Here is a 20443-nt window from a genome sequence, read left to right on the forward strand (position 1 = left end):
TCACCTTTTCTCTTTGGAGCTGATCCATGAGCCATGAGCCCGCTTGCGATGTCGAGGGCGGCATTGCCGTCATTGGGATGGCTTGCCGATTTCCCGGCGCCCCCGATCTCGAAACCTTTTGGCGCAATTTGTGCGCCGCGGAAAACGGCATTACTTTTTTCCCGGAAGAACCCGCGCGTGACAACTTCGTTCCGGCGCGGGGCATTCTCGACGATATCGAATCGTTCGATGCCGACGCCTTCTCCATGAGCGCGCGCGACGCCTTGCTGATGGACCCGCAGCAACGGCTGCTTTTGGAAACGGCCTTACACACCTTCGACCATGCGGGCTTGGACCCCGATCAGGTAGGTGCCGCGACCGGGGTGTTTACCGCGGTCGGCGGCGGTGCCTACGCGCAACGCCTGTGGCAGAATGCCGCCGTACGTGAATCGGCCGGCATGTTGCAGCTCGAAATTGGCAATGAAAAAGATTATTCAGCACCGCGCCTATCCTATTTACTTAACTTGCGCGGGCCGAGTGTTCCCGTTCAAACCGCCTGTTCCGGGTCCTTGGTTGCCGTCCATTTCGCCTGCCAAAGCTTGCTGAGCCGCGAGTGTGACACGGCGCTTGCCGGTGGGAGCGCGATTCCTTATCTGGAAGCGGGTGGTTATGCCTACCGTGAGGATGATATTTACGCCGCCGACGGTTTCTGCCGCGGTTTCGACGCTGAAGCAAGCGGGACCGTGCCAGGCAGCGGGGTCGGTTTGGTGCTGTTAAAACGTTTGGAAGATGCGGTACAGGACGGCGACCGTGTGTTGGCCGTGATTACCGCAACCGCGGTCAACAACGACGGCGCGCGCAAGGTGGGTTTTACCGCACCCAGCGTGGCGGGTCAGCGGGATGTGATCGAAGAAGCCCTTGCCGTGGCGGACCTTGACCCTGCACAGATCGGGAGCGTTGAAACCCATGGGACCGGTACCCGCTTGGGCGACCCCATCGAAATCGAGGCCCTGCGGCAAGCGTTCGGGCCGTTGCCCAGCGGTCAATGTGCCTTGGGCGCGGTGAAAAGCAACATCGGCCACGCGGGCGCCGCTTCCGGTATCGCGGGCCTGATTAAAACCGTGCTCTGCCGGTGGCACAACACCCTGGTACCGACGCTCCATTTCAAAACACCCAATCCCAAACTCGGCCTGGAAGGTTCTCCATTTTACGTCAACACCGCGCTGCGCCCATGGCCCGCCGCCTTGCCTTTTGCGGGGGTTAGCTCCTTCGGCATCGGCGGCACCAATTGCCACGTGCTACTGGCGCCGGCGCCGGCGGGGAATCATCCCGTCGCCGAGGTGCCGCGCGCCGCGCACCTGCTCACCCTTTCGGCTCAGTCATCGGCGGCCTTGGCGCGGCACGCCGGCAACCTCGCCGACGCGTTGGCCGGGGATGCGGCCCCGAGTTTGGCCGAGGCGGCCGTTTCGCTGACCGGTGCGCGCAAGGCGTTTGCGATGCGCGCCTGGGTGGCCGCCGAGGATCGCGACGATGCCGTGCGTGCCTTGCGCCGGCTGCAGAACGAACCACCGACCGCGGCGACCGTGACCGAAACCGCCAAGGTGGTGTTTTGTTTTACCGGTCAAGGTGTGGCCGGCGGCGATTGGGGGGCCGCGCTCTATCGTGAGCAGCCGGTCTTTCGCGCCGCCGCGGACGCCGCCTGTGACGCCTTAACACCCCACCTCGGTTTTGACCTTGCCGCGGAGATGTTCCATGTGGAACCTGACTTGGTACGGCCGTGTCGTTACCAGCCGGCACTCTTCGTCTTGGGTTACGCCGGTGCGTCCCTGTGGCGGGCGATGGGTGTTCAACCCGCCGCCGTGCTCGGGCACAGCTTGGGCGAGTTCGCCGCGGCGGTGGTTGCGGGAATGCTTTCCCTTGAGGATGCCGCCTTGTTGGTGGCGACCCGCGCCCTGGCAACGGAGGCCTTACCCGGTGGCGCGATGATCGCGTTGCCGATTCCGGCGGCCGAGGCCACCCACTGGATGGATGATTCGATTTCCCTGGCGGCAATTAACGGGCCCAACTTATGCGTGTTTTCAGGCGCCGAGGCGGCAATCGCCGAGCTGACGGAACGTGCCCGCGCCGCCCAAATCAACCCGATCCCGATCACCACCACCCACGCCTTTCATTCACCGATGATGCTGCCGGTCCGGGCCGCGCTTGAGAGCCATACCGGCCGGATTTTTGCCAAAGCGCCGACGCTTCCTTTTGCCTCCACCGTGACCGGTTCTTGGCTGAGGGGGGACGCGACGACCGACCCCGCCTATTGGGCGCGGCAAATCACCGAACCCGTTCGGTTCCACGACGCCGCGGTTGCCGCCGCGTCCCTGGACGACACGATTTTTCTGGAGATTGGACCGGGCCACACCCTCACCCGTCTGATCCAGCGCAATCTCGACCGGCCCGCCTACGCTACCGCGCCGCCCAAACAACCGGGACCGCGCGCATTTGCCGAGGCACTGGGTGCGCTTTGGACGGCGGGCGTTGGCGTAACTTGGTCCGCCTGGTTCGCCCATGCGCCCGCCCGCAAAGTCACCCTGCCCGCCTACCCGTTCCAACGGCGGCGGTTTTGGGTGGAGGCCGAGGCGGTTGATGCGGCGTCCGCGCGTGCCCTGCTGGAAACCCGGCAACCACCGGAGCATTGGTTTTACCGTCCGGTTTGGCGTCAAATCGTCAACCAACGCGCCGACGCCGCCCAACTCGCGGTGCAATCGCCGGGGGCCGTGTGGCTGCTCCTGATGGACGACGGTTTGTTGCTGCAAAACATCCGGCAAGCGCTGGCTGATGGGGGTTTCCGCGTGATTACCGCCGTGCGGGGCGGCGCTTTTGCCGAAATGTCGCCGGACCACTTCACCATCGATCCGTGTCGCGGCGAGGATACCACCGCCTTGATTCGGCACCTGGCCCGCATGGACCGGCTGCCGACCCACATCATCCACGGTTGGTCGCTTGCCCAAGCGCCGGTCACGCATCCCGATGCGGTTGCGCCCGCCGTGGCGGTAGGTTACGCGAATCTGGTGCATCTGGCCCAAGCTTTGGCCGAGGCGCATGCGGCGGAAACCCGGCTAACGGTGGTCACCCGCGGCATGCATTCGGTGGGTGACGGCGCGCGGCCGGGGGCGGCCTGGCAAGCTACCTTGGAAGGTGCACTGTCCGTGCTGCCGCTCGAATGTGAATTCCTCAAAACCTGCTGCCTCGATATTGGGGATCAACAGGAAGCAACCGCCGTGGGCGATGTGCTCGGCCGCTTCCACGGCGATTGGCGTGATGAAACCACCGTTGCCGCCCACGGCCTTCACTGGCATCGCGACATCACCCGCGTGCCCGCGCCCGTACCCGCCGGCGTAACCAGGGGCGGCGTGTACCTCATCCTCAACGGTTTCCAATCCTTTGGTTACGATCTTTACCGCCTGCTCCAGGATGAAGGTGCCCTCCCCATTCTTGTTGATCGCGCCTTCCTTCCGTCACGCGATGAATGGCCTACTTGGCAACAAGAACAGGGCGCCGACGATTGGACCTCGGCGGTGATCACCCAGCTTGACGCGCTCGGCCCCGACCTCCGCGTGCACACCGCCGATACCAGCGACCACGGCGCCCTGGCCCAGCTCGCCCATGCCGTGCGTGCTGAGCAGGGACGTCTCGACGGCGTGTTCCTCCTCGACCGTCCGGCTCGCGCCGGTCTGGTGCTTGCCAAATCCGCGGGCGATATGGCACCCGTGCTTCGCGAAAAAGGAACCGAATTACTCGCGGTCACCCATGCCTTTCGCGACTTGGAACACTTGGTGGTGTTCACCACCAACGCCGACGACGCCGGCGGCATCGGCCAGTCCGAACTCGCCGCGGCCTACGCTTGGCTTCATGCTGCGTTGCGCGGTGTGTCCCCGGAAATCGCACGTCGCTGTCAGGTTATTTCCTGGGGGCGGGCCGCCGATGAACACGAACAGGGGGCCGAGCCCGGGCTTGGCGGACAGCTCGCTGAAAAGCAGGCGCGCTTCGGCTTGGATTCGGCCGATCGCTTGACCGTCTTGCAGCGTGTGCTCGGTACCGATTGGCCCGAAACCATAGTCTGTACCCGCGATTACCCCGCGGTCTTGGCTCAGCGCCGCGTCTTCACCACCACCTACTTCAAACAACAAGCCGGCCCGGTTTCGAGCGGATCTCGTCCCGACCTGACCACCGGTTATCTCCCGGCCGGCGACGATGTGCAGCGATTGCTCGTCGAACTTTGGGAAACCGCGTTTGCGATCCAACCCATCGGCATCCACGACGATTTCTTCGAACTCGGCGGCCATTCACTGCTTGCTGTCGATTTACTCGCCGGCATGAGCAAGGTCTTTTCAATGACCATCAGCCTGGAGTTGTTGTTTGCCAACCCAACCATCGCCGCCATGGCCAAAATCGTGACCGGTGACAGCCTTCAGGTGGAAGACGCCGCCTTGACCGCCTCCTTGCTGGATCAAATCGAAGGGTTATCTCCCGAAGAAATTGAGGCGATGCTGGCCGAGGTTGAAGACGTTTAAGAGGTAACGATCATGGATTTACAAGAACGCCTGCGCCGATTGTCGCCGGAGCAACAGCGCCGTTTGTCGGCCAAACTGGAAGCGAAAAATCAAGAAACCCATGCCGATTCGGTTCAAATGGATTTTTCGCTGTTTTTCTTCGCCGCCGACGGGCGCGATGCCGGCAAAACCCCCTACGATTTGCTGATGGAAACCGCGCGTTTCGGCGATGCCCATGGTTTTTCAGCGATTTGGACGCCGGAACGCCATTTTGGTGACTTTGGCGGCTTGTACCCGAACCCCACCGTCCTCGCCGCCGCGCTGGCGATGGTGACCCAAAACCTGCAACTGCGCGCCGGCAGCCTCGTCTTGCCGTTGCACCACCCGGTCCGTGTTGCCGAGGACTGGTCCGTGATCGACAACCTCTCCGGCGGTCGGGCCGCGGTCTCGTTCGCGACCGGCTGGCACCGGGACGACTACGTCATTAACCCGGACCAATTCCACGACCGCAACGCCGCCATGTTTCGCAACATCGCCTTGGTTCGCCGCTTGTGGGCCGGGGAAACCGTCTCACTGCCGGGCGTCGACGGCGAAACCACGCGGGTGGCCACCCTGCCGCGCCCGCGTCAAGCCGAATTACCCGTGTGGATTACCGCCACATCGCCAACTACCTGGGAACGTGCCGGCGCCGTCGGGGCCAACATCTTAACCGCCCTGATCGCGCTCGAACCGAATCAGTTGGCGGAACGCGTCGCCTTGTACCGTGAGGCGCGCGCGAAAAACGGGCACGACCCGCGCACCGGTGTCGTTTCCTTGATGCTGCACACCTACGTTGGCGAGGATCGCGAGGCGGTGCGTCAGCTCGTGCGGGCGCCGATGAAGCGTTACTTGGCGCAATACCTCGACCAGTTCCGCGCCATGGGTGCCTTTGGCGAGGCCGACCACGACGAGGAAACCCTGCTCGAATTTGCGTTCGAGCGTTACTTCCGCGACCGCGCGCTCCTGGGAACCCGCGCCGATTGCGCCGCCATGGTGCGCCGCATGCACGCCGCCGGCGTCAATGAAATCGCGTGCCTGCTCGATTTCGGCCTCGACGACACCAGGGTGCTCGCGGGTTTGGAAGCGTTAAACGCGGTGCGTTCACGGTTTGCAACGCGCGCCGGGAAAAAGGTCCAGCCCGCCGCGGTATAACCCATCCCGCGTCTTGGTTTTTGCTTATTCGGGGAGGTCTTCCGCGGGAAAGGCGGTTCGAAGTGCTTTTCCCAGGCTTGCTTTTTTGGTGTGCGGGTCCGGTTCCGCTTGCGGCGGGTTGGTTGCCGTGAAGGGTGACGGGGTGCCCCCCTCCTTTTGGCTTGTGGGAGCGGTTGCGAGATCCGCCCCCCAACAAGATGCGCTTGACCTTGGCCAACCATTCGGAAAGGGGCTGGATCGGCCAACAGAGAATTGGACCGGCCAGTATTTGATGCGCGCGAAAATCTCACTTCCACCGCACGACCTCCCATCCGCTACCAAAGCCCCTATAGTGGCGAAGGCTCACTTGTTGTTCGCGTTAGTGTAAACGGCCAATATGTCTACAAGCGCGATGAGCGTGGTGGTAAGGACGCCAATCACACCCGCGCCCGTAGCCTTTTGGGGCCGGGCTTCGACTGCTGGGCCCAGCGCAGTTGCGTTTATTGAGGGCGAGGATGATCGCGGCAACGAGTTCCTTCTCTACAGCCGAGATGAAAACGATCATTGTCGGCCGATTATTTCCCCAGGCGACCCCGAACCTTAAATAAGAAACCCCGGCTTTGGCGCCGGGGTTCTCTCATTCGCCCCCCAATCGGCTCGAAAAAGCGCGGTTTGGACCCGTGTTTGTTTTCTTGATAGGAGTCACCGCGAAGGCGGGTCCTGCTGTGGTTAACTACTCTGGTTGAAGTTTGATTTCTTTTAATTCATTTAACGACACTCCGAAGAACCATCGAAGGACAGATTTTTCGATTGGAGTGTTTTCATGGCCCGTGCTAGCGTCTGTCTGTTTTTCTTTTGTGGGTTCACCATCCTGTTTCCCGCACAACAATTTGATCCACCCGCGCCCTTAAACCCACCCGTCGCGCCCGCTGAAAACCCGGTCACCCCGGCCAAGGCGTTCCTAGGCAAGGTGTTGTTTTGGGATGAGCAACTTTCGTCGACCGGAACGGTCGCTTGCGGCACCTGCCACCTCCCCACCGCCGGCGGTTCCGATCCCCGTGTGCTGGACCCACAAAATCGTTTGGTCCACCCCGGGCCCGATGGTGAATACGGTTCCGCCGACGACATTGTCGGTTCCGCCGGTGTTGCCGCCCACGGCGACGACGGTTCCCTGGATACGGTTGATTACTTTGGTTTCGACGTTCAGGTAACCAGCCGCAAAACCCCGCCCACCATCGACGCCGGTTACCCTGGCAGCTTGTTTTGGGACGGCCGTGCCAGTGGTCGTTTCCGTGATCCCGATACCAACCGCGTCTTGATCGCCGCCGGCGCGGCCCTTGAAAGCCAGGTACTTGGACCACCCGTGAATGAGGTGGAAATGGGTTTTCTCGGCCGGACTTGGGATGAAATTGAGGCCGAACTCACCATCGCCAAACCCTTGGCGCTGGCCCAAAAAGTACCCGTTCGCCTTGCCACCTGGATTGGTGGCCGTTCCTATCCCGACCTCTTCGAGGAAGCCTTTGGGACCCGAGAGGTGAGCGCGATTCACATCGCCTATGCGATTGCCACCTACGAACGGGTGTTGTTCTCGGACCAGACCCCGCTCGACAATTACCTGCGCGGCGACGAAACCGCGCTGACCGAACAAGAGTTGCGTGGCTTGGCCGTGTTTGACACCACCGCCTGCGATGCTTGCCACGGCGGTGAGCACATGTCGCTGCACGGTTTCCGGTTCATCGGCGTGCGCGACCAAAACGACGATTTTGGGCGTTTTAACGAATCCGGCGATACCCAAAACCTGGGTTCTTTCCGTATTCCCATGTTGCGCAACGTCGAACTGCGACCGCCCTTTTTCCACGTCGGCGCCTTCGACACCTTGGACGAAGTCGTTGATTTTTACTTCCGAGGCGGCGATTTCGACGGCGACAACAAACCGTTGTTCATTCGCGACCGGCCCAACCGTCCCGAGCAGGACAAAATCGACTTGGTTGCGTTCCTCAAAAGACCGTTGACCGATCCCCGTGTGCGTGGCGGCTTGGCGCCTTTTGATTCCGTGGATCTGTATGCGAACTCAAACCGTGTGCCGTCGATTGAAGGTAGCGGCCGTTCCGGCTCCGGTGGTTTGGCACCCGAACCCATTGCCATGGAACCGCCCCTCGCCGGCACCACCGCCTTCACCGTGGGTGTCAAAGGCGGTCTCGGCGGTTCCGGCGCCGTATTGGTCATCGACAATCAGGATCCCGGTGTAACGAGCACCATCCCAGCCGGCGCCGCTTACCATGTGGAAGAGATCACCTTGCAGGGTTCCGGTGCGGGTCAGGGTTACGGTTCGGTCAATGTTGCCATCGCGCCCACCGCCTCGCCCAGCCAGGGTTTTTATTACGGCCGTTGGTACGTGCGTGATCCGGTGGCGAGTGGCGGTGTGGCGGTCAGTAAGCTGATCCGTTTCCAAGCGTTGCGGCCCGCCTCGGAAGATTGGTGCGGTTTGGACCTTGATAGCGACGGCTACAGCGACGTTCGCGATTTGGTTTCCCTGATGAACAGCCGCGGCGATTGTCCCGTGCCGTGTCAGGGCGATTTGAACGCGAGCGGCGCCAACGATACGGCCGATTTCACCATCGCCGTGCCTCGCTGGAACGCCTGTGACTGATCTTTGGTTGAAAAAAGACCGGTGGCGCTTGCGGCGTTCACCGGTCTTTTTTTTACCAAGCTGATTGGCTGGGACGGGCCGGGGGCCCGCCGTGCATCGCCGGTTGCCGACGGGGTACGACCCCGGCGGCACCTGCTTGCCGGGATTCGTTGAATACCAACGGGGGACGGGGTGGCGGCTGTTGCCCCATTAAGCCGGTATGCAGGGCTGCCAAATACTGTTCCTCAACGGCCTGGCTGAAGACCCAATCCTTGAACAGCAGTTTCGTGTTGTGCGCGCGGCATTTTTTACCGAAGTACATTTCACCTTCGGCGAAGTTGTGATGCATGATCTTGTCGCGGTCGGCTTGTTTGACGCTTTTGTCGATGGTGAGCACGTTTAGAGCAACCAAGGCTTGAATCAAGGCATCATTGATATCGTGCTTGTGATCCAAGCATTTGGTGTCAAACCGGCTTAGGTCGACTTGGGTGGGGTTGGTGATTTGAATGCCCCGCGCGGCCACGGGTTGCACGTAATACGGATGGTTCCTTGCCATGCGTTCGCGGAGCAGCAGCCGGGTTAAGTTGGTTTCAACGATGGTGCCCATTTGCTGTGTCCAGCGGGGCAAGTGCGGCAGTTTTGGCAGAAACTGTTCCGGCTGTTGATCTTGTGCATTGTTGAGAATATCGAAAAGGTGGGCGCCGGCGCGGGGAACCGACACACCTTGCCAAATGCCGCGCGATTCAAACACGGCGTAATGGGTCAATTTTCGGATCAACCAAAGGTCGTTTTTGGTGATGTCTTGAATCCTCTTGAACTCATCCGACATGCCGCATAACACCTCGGTCAAACGCTGGACCAGTGTAGAAATGCCGAGTTCGGTGTTTTTGTTGGGGGTTTGCACCGTTTGAATTTTTTTGATCAACCAATCCTTGGCGCCGTCGCTGCATTGGCCGAAGAAGTTGTTGCCGGCGTTGACCAGTCCTTCCATAAACCATTGTGTAGCACCGTTAATTGCATCATCACCGTCTTTGTTCCAGTTGCCGCCGTAAAACCTTTTGTTGGGGCCCTTGGAGAAATTGACGGCGAGGGTTTGGCCGGGTTGTAGGCCGGCGAACTGTTGGGCTTGATCATAGGTAACGGCCGCGCTGGGTTGTTCCTCCAGCGCATTGGCACCCGCCACATCGGCCCAGTGGGACAGATAGGTGTTGATGAACTGCGCCATCGGGGTGGTTAGAAAGGCGGGAAGAAAGGTTTTGACGACACCGACCGCGAGCGCGCGGGCTATACCTTTTTTCGCGTCAATCTTGGCGCAGTTTTGGCTCCAGACACTGTTGACCCGTTCCTCCGCGCGCTCCACGGATTGGGTTAGGTTGGTGGTGATTTGGACCGCGGTTTCGAGGTATCTAACCGCCGGCAGGAAAAGTTGGCCGCTGATGAAGCCCGCCATATTGGCGCGCATCGTGGCCAGACTGCTTTTGTTGCCGGGCAAATCCCAGGGAACCATCATGCGTTGACAGAGGAGCAAGGCCCCTCGTTTTTCTCGGATAAGCCGGTCCGCGTAGTGGGTGTTGATTTGGGCACTGTGTCCATCCGGGTCCACAAAAAATTTTTTGAATACCGCGGTGGACGAACTGCTTACCTCGCGAAAAATGGATCGATTGTATTCTTGTTTGAAATTGTATTTCAGGATGCGGCGCAGGCGAACGGCCGCCGGCTTTTCGCTTTGATTCAAGCCGGCCCAGTCGCCGTGGGTGAACATGCGGCCGAGATCGGGGTCTCGTTCGTGCAAGGCCTGGGCAAAGAGGCGAACCTCTTCGGTGATATTCATGGAACACTCCTTTGAGAAATGGGTTTAAGCCAAAGGAGAAAAGACATAGCCGGCGGTTCGAAGAGAGAGAGGCGAGCCATAAACGAACCGGTGCGGGTAATCCGGCGGGGGGCGGGAAAGACGCCGCGCCAATAGTGGTTAAGAGGTGGCCCGTGGGTGGCAATGAAACGGGAGTGTCGGCGCGGAACCTTAGCGGACATAGAGCGAAATTGATGCCGGCCGAAGCTGCGTCGGTCGCGGCATGGTCTGTGACCTGTATCACCTTGATTGTGAAGGGTTAGCGGCCAAAGGTGGCGACCGCCCGGTTTGCATGCCCGTACCGCTTGCAGATACAGGTGTCACCCCGCGCGTTACAGGTTGTCTTGATGGGTGCCCTTGTGCGCAATGCGGATTAAGTCTCCAGTTGGACTGCGCGAAGTAACCCGGCCCGGTGCCTCGCTTTCCCGTGGATCGCTCTTGAATCAACCGAACTTGGGTACGGGCTTTTTTTGTTCCGGGGTAAAACGTGATTGATTGTCACGTTATTTCTTGTAGAATGTAAAGCATCAGTAAATTACCCATCCTTGGCCTCTTTCGAAATTCGCGTCCTTCTCCGTCGCGGCACCGCCTGCTCACACCCTGTTAACAGCGTTTTGGTTTTCTCCAAGTTGTTGGATCTCATGAGGCTTGTGCTTTTCGGCGCGAGGCCGCGCTATGCCCAATTACACAGACCCATCCCTCGGGTGATGGGAAGGAGTGCGTTCATGGTTGCCCTGCGTTTTCTGTCCATTTCGGTCCTGACCGCCCTGTTCAAAACCACCTTGTTTCTTGTTTTTTGGTTCCCCGCGCCCGTTGTGGTTCAGGCGGAAACCTATGTATACCTGCAAAACGATACCCCCGAACCGCTGACCCTGGAGGTCTCCGTCAACGGCGGCCTCAGCAAAGGCCGTCACTGGAACCAAACGGTGGTCCGGCTCGAGCCCTGGCAAAAATCAACCCCTTACCTTTGGTTCAACCGCGACGAAGGCATCACCTGGCGGCGTACCTTTTATTTCGAAACCCGCGTTTTCCAGTCCGGTCGCCTCATTGCGACCCTGCACCAAAAGCTTCGCGGTAACTGGATTGGTTCCAGCCTGTCCCATACCGCCGACGGGCTCGGCTGGCATGGAGATCGCGCCGTTCACCAAAGTCAATCAAGTTCCGGGATCTTGACCTCGTTTAAATCGGCCTACACCGGCTGGTACGACGATCTGGTGTACGTCGTTCATCAACAAAACGTCTACGACGATTTGCGTGGCTTGGCGGGAAGCGTCGATGAACTCTCCTTGCTCGCCTACAACCTGCAGCTTTTGCCAACCAGCATCAGCAACACCGATCAACGCTTGCGGGCCCGCCACGTGGCCGAAGCTTTGGCCGGTTTTGATGTCATTGTGTTTAGCGAGGCGTTTGCCGACGACGTGCGCGGCTTCGACGAACAGGGCGATCTTTCCGACGGCAACAGCTTGTGGCAACTGGTGCGCGCTTTGTATCCCTACCGAACCGACATCGTCGGCAAGGACGAGGGCTTGGAGCAGGACGGCGGTGTGTTTATTGTCAGCCGCTGGCCGATCATCACGTGGAACGACTTGGTTTACGATGAATCCGTGTGTGCCGCGAGTGATTGTTTGTCCGAAAAAGGGGTGATGTACGCCGCGGTTGAAAAACAGGTCGGCAGCCAAAGCAGGGTGTACCATGTATTTGGCAGCCACCTACAAGCCGATTACGACAACGACAACAACAGCCACGTGCGCCGTTCCCAGTTCGACGAAATGCGCCGTTTCATCGACCAACAGGCCATAGCCGACGACGAACCCGTGATTCTGGCGGGCGATTTCAACGTGGATCGTGATACGGGCGAATACGCGGACATGCTGAACCGCCTCGAGGCGAATGATTACGAAACGGAAAACCATGGGGTTGCCTATTCCTTGGACGGACGTACCAACAGCTTCGCCGCCGGTGCAACCCCGCAACTCTTGGATTACGTGTTGGTTGACAAGCTCGGTCCGCAACCGAGTTACGGCGAAACCGCGGTTTTGGTGTTGCGCTCCAGCGCGCCGGCCATGATGGCGACCAGCGAGGGCCAACGCCGCCAGGACATGGACGTCATGGGCAATTACTCGGACCACTACCCGGTGTTCGCCTACTTCGATTTCAGCAACTAACGTTTCCGGCCACAAACGACCGGGGCTCGCCGCAAGACAGGGTCCGAGCCCCGGTTTTTCCCAGAGCCCCTGGGCGATTCATTCCTTAATGTGCAAAAAGGTGTTCATGTTGTTCGACATTGAAAAGTAGCCAAAGCGGCGGCCATTGGGTTTTCACTGAGAAGCTCCTTGGCCGGCCATTGCAGGTGTTCTTGTTTCGTCTTTTAAATAATTGCTCCTTGCTCTCTCGAAAAGGTGATCGCCTTAACGCGACGGTTAAATCTTGGGGTCCTCGCCGGGGGTGGTCCAGTCGCGGTGGTGTGGCAGGCCCCACCACAGGATGCGGTGGTACAGCCGTTTTGGCAGCAGGCGGCGCATCAGGTCGAACAGGTGTGCGTCGAAGGTAACCGCCACGCGCAAGGGCGGATGACGGCGATTGATCAAACGCACGATGCGTCGCGCGATGTGTTCCGGGGTGGTGAATGACCCGTACATCAATTTGGCAATCATGCCGATCATGTTGGCGTAGTAGGGATGGTAAACCCGCTTCGGGTCCGCGTAGGCCGCGCGGCTTTTTTCTGTGAACAAGGCGTTTTCGAAGGAACTGCTGCGTACAAACCCCGGCTCCACCAGTGAGACCGACACGCCCCAGGGCCGCATTTCGTACCACAACGCCTCCGAGGCCCCTTCCAGCGCGAACTTTGAGGCGCTGTAGGCGCCCATGGTCGGCATCGCCATCATGCCGCCCACCGACGACAAATTAATAATGTGCCCCCGTCTCCGCCGACGCATGCCAGGCAACACCAAGCGGGTTAAATGCATGGCGCCGAAAAAGTTAACCGCGAATTGGTGCTGTTCGTCGCGGTCGGTTAGGTGCTCGATCACCGCGCGGTAGCAGATGCCCGCGTTGTTGATCAGCACGTCGACACCGCCCCAATCGCGCTGGATCTCCGCCACCAAGCTGTCCGCTTCTTCCGGGACCAGCAGGTCGAGCGCGCGCAGACGCACCCGTTCGTTTTCCGCGATGCCCGCCTCGGCGAAACGGGGCAGGGATGCGGCCCGGGCCGTCAGGACCAGGCGGTGATCTGTCGCCAGCAGCGCATGCGCAATCGACAAACCGATCCCGCCGGCGGCGCCGGTGACGAGGACCACCTTAGATTTTGGTTGCTGTGACGGCATCGTTCGCCCCGACTTGGTAACCTGTGCTGGTACGGCCGTTATCGGGACAATCAAAAAGCTGCTTTAGCCCGCATTTCTCACAAAGATCCGTCGCGAGAAGCAGAAAGCCTTGTGAGTACGAAGATTGCGACCGAGAGACGGCACAGGGGTCCGACCTTTCGCGGGGCCGACCCTTCGGCGTAGCAGCTGAGGCGAAGGCGGCTCGACCGAGTAACGCGGAAGGCCGCCCCCTCGTAATCGCATGGCTTTCGGCTTCGTAGCAGAATTCCTTGTGAGAAATGCGGGTTAGCGACCTGCGACCGATTTGTTCGGGGGGCTCAGGAAATCCGGGGCTGGTAAGACGATGGTTTGGGTCGGCTCCGTTTGGCCCGCGAGAAATTCGATCATGGTCGTGGCGATGCCTGGATCGCCGCTGATCAAATCGTCGCCGTGCCCGCCGTTTTCGAGGATCAGGTGATAGGCATTGGCAAAACCCTCGGCCAACGCTTCCTGCTGTGAAATTGGGGTGCGGCCGTCCAAGGTACCGCCGATAAATAAGGTGGGAATGTCGCTTTGCAATGGCGAGCGGTTTTCAAAAGGCAGGGCCGGCAGCCATTTTTCGGCGAGTGCACCTTGCATCCAGACGTTGGGCGCGTTGCCGAGCAAGCTGTAGGCCGCCTCTCGATCAACACGGGCCCTTTGTGTTTTGGAGGCACCCGCGGCCAGATCCGTCGCCAAACCCATCGCGTGCAAGGTACCGGTGCGGGCTTCTTGGAAAAAGCGACCCAGCAGCGTGTATTGTCCGGCCGCCGCGGCCGCAACGATTTGGGGCACCAAACGCACCGTGTCCCCTTGGGAAAGCGCACCCGCTAGCAACAGTTGCAGGTCGTAGGGGCCGACGACGATGGTTTCATCCGCGCCGCTATGGGGATTGGTTGCCGCGATGCTGACGGGAGTCGTCGCCAGTTCGGCCAGAACCCGGCGCAGGTCGGCACGAAAATCGGGAAACTGTTGCGCTGCCAGGGGATCGGCCGCGATCAAGGTTTGGATGTGCTCCAGCACCGTGTCCGCGTCGAGGGGCCGTTTTAGCGTGTCGTCGGGGCCTTCCGCGCCCGCCAGAATCATGCGGTGAATGCGGTTCGGGTACAAACGCGCCGTCGTCATGGCCAGGTGCGTGCCGTAGCTAATGCCCCACAGGGTCAATTGCTCCACCCCGAGGGCGCGGCGCATCGCATCCAAATCGTGGGCGCTCTGCACACTGGTGTAACCTTGTAAATCCACACCCTTGCTTTCCCAAAAGGCCCGTGCCGCTTCGGCGAAGGCGCCCACCGTTTCAGTAAGCAATGCCTCGGTGGTGGGTTGATCCGTCGGGGTTTGGTACCAGCCGGTAAAGGTTGGGATGCTGTCGGAGCGACCCGTGCCCCGTTGCTCGAACAGAATCACATCGGCCGCGGCGCGCATGCGGTCAAAGGTTTCATAACGCACGCCGGACGCCGCCGCGACCGCCGAACCACCCGGTCCCCCGGCAAGGTAAACAATCGGTGGGCCCGGTTGGGACGTGGTGGCCGGCAGGCGCACAAAATGAATCGGGATCAAACGGGAATTCGGGTTGTCCCGGTTTTCTTTGACATGGAAGGTGCCCAGTTCGGCGTCGATGGGTTCGCCGAAATCGGGTGTGAAGATCACCGGTTTGGTGGTCAGGTCCACCGGGTTGGCCAGATCCGCCGTTTGCAGATCCACCGCTTCACTTTGCCATAGCACCGCGCCGTCTCGGCTACCGCGCAGGGCCGTGATTGCCAGCGGGACCTCGCTCAAGATCTCGAACCAACCCTGCTCGACGGGGGCGAAATCGGTTTCGAACAGGTAGAGGCCCTTGCTGTTGGGGGCGACCGCTTGCAACGTGTCGGGTGTGGTGCGGTGGACCACCGCGCCGCGCCCGTCGACCTGCACGATTTCCACCGCTGTTGGGACGGTGCCCGTGTTGACGAGGGCGATCCCGTCCCAGGCATGGTTGACGTTGCCGGGAATGAGGCGCCAATGGGTTGAGGTGCCCGTGGTTTCAAAGACCTCGGCCGGGGTCCCTTGGGCCGCGGTAGATCGGTAGGCCACACCGACGTGAATGTCGACGCCCGACACCGACAGATGCGATACCGGGAACCCGTTAAACAGTTCGGTGCGGTCCCGTTGCAGGCTTTGGCCCGCGGCCAGGTTACCGGATACCACCATCGTTGCTAGGCCACTCTGGTCGAACGCCGTTAGGGTGTAGGCGCGCGGTCCGGTCGCCACATTGTTGATCGAAATATGGGTATCAAAGCCGCCGCCCGCGCGGGTCACGTGGGGGATGAACCGGGTTTGGGCGGTGCAGGTGAAGGTGAAAAGCAGCGCAAGCATAAAATAACGGAACATGGGGTTCGCCTCCTGAAAAACCGGGAAGATTCCCGTCGCACTTTAAGTTACCGGCCGGCCGCGGCCCATGCCGGCGACAAATGACGAACGTCACCCAGCGCGGGATGATCGTCACCCACGCCACGTTATAATGAGCCATTCTCTTTTGACGGCGGTTCCAATGCGCTTTTCTTTGCACCCCTGGCGGCGGTAAGCCGTGTTTTGGTTGTGTTTGCTGACTTGGTTCGCGGTGCCCCCATTCGGGGTGATCGAACAACGGACGACCACCGCCCCGCCCGCTTCGCTCGCGGCCCCGCCGCCGGATTGGGCGAGCTGGTCCCACGATCTGCCGCGCACCTCGGCGACTTGGGTTTGGGGCTGTCGGATTGCCGTGGGCGAAGCCGAAACCACGCCGGTAGAACCGCTTGGCGTTTACCTGTCCTTGTTGGGCGCCTACGAGGTTTACTGGGACGGCGTGCTGATTGCCCGCAACGGTCTACCCGGTAATGACCGGCGTGGCGAGCAACCGGGTCGCCTGCGTTATACCTTCGTCGTGCCACCGCACCTGCTCACACCCGGCGAGCATTTTCTCAGCGCCAAAATTTCCAGCTTCCACGCACCGCCCGGCAAACAATTCCTCGATTTTGATGCGGGCGACAGCCGCCGTTTGGCGCGGGCGGATGTACCCCAAACCGTGTTTTACATGAGCCTGCTCAGTGGGTCGCTCCCCGCCGCGCTCCTGTTCCTGGGTCTGTTCGTGTGGGTAGAACGACGCTGGGAATACTTGATTTTCAGCGGGATCGCGCTCCTTTTTCCCATCCTGTTGCTGCTCGAGTTCAGCAAGTTCCTGATCAACTACACCTACGATTGGCACTTCACCCGTCTCCAGGCGATTGTGGTGGTCACCCTGGCTCTGGCTTGGCTGCTGCCGTTGTTTTTTACCCTGCTCTACCGATTGCGTTTATCGCCGCGGTACTACGGCGGTTTTATCGCGGCTACCTTGTTCATCGCCTGGATCGAACCCTACTACGACGCCAAGGGCACCATCGCCGTGATTCTGGCGCTGATCGCTTCCCTGGTGTTGTCCTTCAAAGGGATGAAGCGGCGTATGGTCGGCGCCCGTGTCATGGCCCTGGGTTTGGCGACCGTTCTCGTCAGTTTCATCCTCGCCAACAGCGTATTTCACGACAACACCTTTTTTCTCAGTCTGCTGGGGCTGATCATCACCGTGATGGGTTTGTTGATCCATCGCTTTCGTGCCAAAAACGAAGAAGTGCTCCAGGCCCGGCTTCAGGCCGAACAACTCAAGGGCGAACTGCTGCGCAAACAGATTCACCCCCACTTCCTGATGAACTCGCTCACCACCGCCATGGAGTATATGGAAGAGAACCCGCGACAAGGTGTGGTCATGGTTGACGCCTTGAGCGCCGCCTTCCGGCTGATGTTGGATCTCTGTGATCGCGAGGTGGTGACGGTGGCGCAAGAAATTGAACTCTGTCAGGCGCACCTGGCCACGATGAACTTTGTGACCGACCGGGCCATGCGCTTGGAAACACAGAATCTGGACCCTAGCCGACCGATGCCGCCGGGCGTTTTCTTGACCTTGCTGGAGAACGCGATCACCCACGGCCGGTACGATGTCGCGCGGCCCTTTGTGTCGGTACGTCGCGAGCCGTTAAACGGCTCGGCCCGCTACCACGTGGTATCGCTGCTGAAGAACGGGACCGCGTCGCCGCGTATCGGCACCGGCACGCGCTACATCGAAGCGCGCCTGCGCCAGGTGTTCGGCGAGGGGTGGCACTTGGAAACCGCGGTCTCGGATCAAACCTGGACGACCCTGCTGGAGGTTCCCGAAGATGTTAAACATCCTCGTCGTTGAAGATTACCCCATGGTGGCCAAACGCATTCGCCGTTTCGTCGCCGCGATTTTGGACGTCACGCCCGAGGCGATCCCATGGTGTGAGGACTTCGAGCAGGCGGAACATTATTTGGCCGAAAACCCGGTGGAGGTGTTGCTGCTCGATTTGAACCTGGCCGGTGAGGATGGTTTTGACCTGCTCAAACGCGGCACCGCGGGTGCTTTTGAAACCATCGTTATTTCCGCCAACACGGCACGTGCCTTGGAAGCCTTTGAGTTGGGCGTGGTGGATTTTGTGGCCAAACCCTTCGATCAGGCGCGGTTGGCGACAGCCCTCGGCCGGGTCAAACAGCGGCGCGAACAATCGGTGCGCACCCTGACCATCAAAAAGCACGGCCGCATTCAACTGGTCGACATCGCCGACGTGGTAGCTGTTAAAAGCGAAGGCAATTACGCCGAACTCTGGACCCGCGATGGGGAAACCCTGTTACACGCCAAAAGTTTGGAGCAACTGTCGCGCGTCCTTCCCGAAACCTACCTGCGGGTGCACAAGTCCTACATCGTCTGTCTTGGTGAAATAAAGAGCCTCAAACGACCGGGCGGCGGCCGTTACGGCGCGGTGCTGAAAAACGGGACCGAAATCCCCATCGGCCGCGGCCGCTGGCCCGAGGTCCAGCGGCGCGTGACCGAACCTGGTTAGCTACCCAAGGAAAAAGCTTTGGTGTAGCCGGGGTTTTGATACTCGTAGATCTCGAATTGTTTGCCCACGTGTAACTCCCTCGCGATAAAAAGTGCGACAGCGGAGGGGACCGCGAGGAACAGGTGGATTTTTTGCGCTCTCAGCGCGGTGATTTTTTGGATGACGGCATTGCAAAAACCATTGGCTTGCTGTCCATCTTTAAAGATGCGGCGGTCGGCATCCGCGATGCTGAGCTGCAGCCACGGGAGGTGATCGTGGCGGATTTCGGCTAAATAGACGCCGACATTTTGTTCCATATGGGGGTCAACCGAATTCACCGAGACCACCATTTCATCGCCATGTCGGTTGCCTGGCCAAGATGCTTCAATCGCCATCGGCTTGGCCTGGGGATTGGGATGCCACCATTCCAGTTTCTTGGTTCTTTGGTTGAATTGTTGGTAGGCAATGATGAATCGGGTGGATTGTTGAAAGATGTAACCCACGGTAAACCAAACCGAGAGCGGGCATTTTCCCTCAAAATGAACCGGTGATGCCGTACTGAGGGTTCTGCGCCAATATTTGAGTTCGGATTTGACGGAGGCCCAATTGTCTGGATGGACGATGCGCCGTGTGCGCGCCCCGTCGCCTTGGGTGAAAAAAGGGGTGAGGTTGCAATACTCAATTTGCTGAGATCGCATGGCGCGCTGATCCTTTGGGTGCAACAATTCGAAAGCGTTAATGTGAAGGCGTTGGGATTCCGGTAGGGTGTAAAGGCGCGCGTCCCTGTTGCGCAGAAAAACAACCGGTGTGGCCCAGGTGAGGTTGTTGTTGCGTTTCACCCACAAACGAATGCGGGCGTCGTCAACCGCTTTATCCAAGGGTTCGCCCTTGGCGATTCGATCATAAAACGTCGTCACATAGTCATAGGCATCTTGAACGTTGATGAGAAACTGCATGGCGACGACGGCGGGAATTTTGGCCCCAATTAAGGCGTGGGTCAAGCCGTGAAACGGGCTAAAGCGTTTGCCGGAAGCGGTGTTCGCGGTCTGGCATGAGACCAGATGAACCAAACGCAGGCGTGGACAACTCCGCACCACGCTAACAAATCGTCGGTCCGCAACAGGATCACAGCGACCGTTTTCGTCTTCAAACAATAGGACGGCATTGTCCTTGTAAAAACCACCGTGCCCGGTGAAATGGAGCACATCATATTCGTGATCCAAAAGGTGAAGGTAAAGGGCTTCCAGGGTCGGTTTTTCGAGAATGTGGAGGCTAAAGGGTTCTTCCTCGGAAATTTTTTGCAGTAACGCGAGGTGTTCATTTCTGTCAAACGTATTGACCTGTAGTTCCTTGTCGCCCGTTGGGTTGGGAATGACGGCCAAAACTTTGAGCGGCGCCGGCAAGGGTGGGCCGACCTCGTGGTGGGCTTGCTCCAGGTGCCTCACGAGCGTGACGTGTTTTTCATGGCAAAAGAACACATTCGTACTGGGGTCACATAACATTTCCCAGGGCATGCTGGAGAGGATGAGATGTTTTTCTGAATGGGTGTCAAAACGCAGTACGATGCGCAGGTTTTGGCCGTTTTCCTCGCAAAAAGTACGTGTTTTATCGAACACTTCCTTCACACGGCCGGTGAACAGGGTTTTGTAGAGCAGGACGCCGATATCGGTGGCGCTTAAGTTGTGAAGTTGGTGGTCCTGTTCCGTCTCGGTGGGCTCGACCAGCATTTCTAGATCGGTATGGTTGTTCGCCCAGTGCATGAGCGCGTGAAAACTAAACGGCAACTCAAAGCGTGCGCGCGCTTCGCCGGCGGGGCTTTCGAGAACCTGGGCTTGCCAGGATGGGTTTTGCCAACTTAAGGCCAGGACAAAATTTTGGGTCGTCTGTTCCATGGGGTGTTCCTTCGATCAGTGGGTTTGATCTTGAAAAAACCCTTTTTGGTGTTGGGTTCATTGCTGCTGCTTCTTTGGTTTTAGCCCCTATTTCTCACCAGTATTCGTCGTGAGGCTTTGAAATCACTGTGAAAAAACAAGTTACGACCAAATGCAAAC

10 protein-coding genes are annotated in these 20443 nt (G+C 59.5%); 6 read left to right on the top strand and 4 right to left on the bottom strand.

Features of this window, described 5'->3' with window-relative positions; translation table 11 throughout:
* Positions 1–26: 26 nt before the first annotated feature.
* The 3 genes from J3U88_RS06310 to J3U88_RS06320 all read left to right on the top strand — a co-directional run bounded on the left by J3U88_RS06310 (position 27) and on the right by J3U88_RS06320 (position 8340).
* Positions 27–4541, top strand: coding sequence for a type I polyketide synthase (locus J3U88_RS06310; RefSeq protein WP_207857650.1), 4515 nt, complete (start codon positions 27–29; stop codon positions 4539–4541).
* Between the two features lie 12 nt (positions 4542–4553).
* Positions 4554–5711: a MupA/Atu3671 family FMN-dependent luciferase-like monooxygenase gene (locus tag J3U88_RS06315; RefSeq protein ID WP_207857652.1), complete on the top strand. Its 1158-nt coding sequence runs from the start codon at positions 4554–4556 to the stop codon at positions 5709–5711.
* Positions 5712–6513: 802 nt separating this feature from the next.
* The gene (locus J3U88_RS06320; RefSeq protein WP_207857653.1) at positions 6514–8340 is read left to right on the top strand and encodes a cytochrome-c peroxidase; all 1827 of its coding nucleotides are present in this window, start codon (positions 6514–6516) and stop codon (positions 8338–8340) included.
* Between the two features lie 52 nt (positions 8341–8392).
* Here the strand turns inward: J3U88_RS06320 and J3U88_RS06325 are convergent, their stop codons facing one another.
* Positions 8393–10150 carry a hypothetical protein gene (locus J3U88_RS06325; RefSeq protein ID WP_207857654.1) on the bottom strand — a complete coding sequence of 586 codons (1758 nt, stop codon included), beginning with the start codon at positions 10148–10150 and terminating at the stop codon, positions 8393–8395.
* Between the two features lie 743 nt (positions 10151–10893).
* On the opposite strand from J3U88_RS06325, the gene J3U88_RS06330 reads away from it, so the two are divergent.
* Positions 10894–12333: a sphingomyelin phosphodiesterase gene (locus J3U88_RS06330; RefSeq protein WP_207857655.1), complete on the top strand. Its 1440-nt coding sequence runs from the start codon at positions 10894–10896 to the stop codon at positions 12331–12333.
* 255 nt (positions 12334–12588) lie between these two features.
* On the opposite strand, the gene J3U88_RS06335 is transcribed toward J3U88_RS06330, so the two are convergent.
* A complete protein-coding gene (locus tag J3U88_RS06335) occupies positions 12589–13491 on the bottom strand; it encodes an SDR family NAD(P)-dependent oxidoreductase (RefSeq protein ID WP_207857656.1) in 903 nt (300 codons plus the stop codon).
* 285 nt (positions 13492–13776) lie between these two features.
* Complete coding sequence (locus tag J3U88_RS06340) at positions 13777–15876, bottom strand: alpha/beta hydrolase (protein WP_207857657.1); 2100 nt, start codon at positions 15874–15876, stop codon at positions 13777–13779.
* Positions 15877–16072: 196 nt separating this feature from the next.
* Here J3U88_RS06340 and J3U88_RS06345 point away from each other — a divergent pair, with 196 nt between their 5' ends.
* Both J3U88_RS06345 and J3U88_RS06350 read left to right on the top strand, forming a co-directional pair.
* Positions 16073–17734 carry a histidine kinase gene (locus J3U88_RS06345; protein WP_207857658.1) on the top strand — a complete coding sequence of 554 codons (1662 nt, stop codon included), beginning with the start codon at positions 16073–16075 and terminating at the stop codon, positions 17732–17734.
* A complete protein-coding gene (locus tag J3U88_RS06350; protein ID WP_207857660.1) occupies positions 17712–18413 on the top strand; it encodes a LytR/AlgR family response regulator transcription factor in 702 nt (233 codons plus the stop codon). Before J3U88_RS06345 ends, J3U88_RS06350 begins: the two co-directional genes overlap by 23 nt.
* On the opposite strand, the gene J3U88_RS06355 is transcribed toward J3U88_RS06350, so the two are convergent.
* Positions 18410–20284 (bottom strand): CHAT domain-containing protein, encoded by a 1875-nt coding sequence (locus J3U88_RS06355; RefSeq protein WP_207857661.1) that lies wholly within the window; start codon positions 20282–20284, stop codon positions 18410–18412. The genes J3U88_RS06350 and J3U88_RS06355 overlap by 4 nt on opposite strands.
* Positions 20285–20443 lie beyond the last annotated feature (159 nt).

This window comes from Acanthopleuribacter pedis (genome assembly GCF_017377855.1).
Taxonomy (GTDB): domain Bacteria; phylum Acidobacteriota; class Holophagae; order Acanthopleuribacterales; family Acanthopleuribacteraceae; genus Acanthopleuribacter; species Acanthopleuribacter pedis.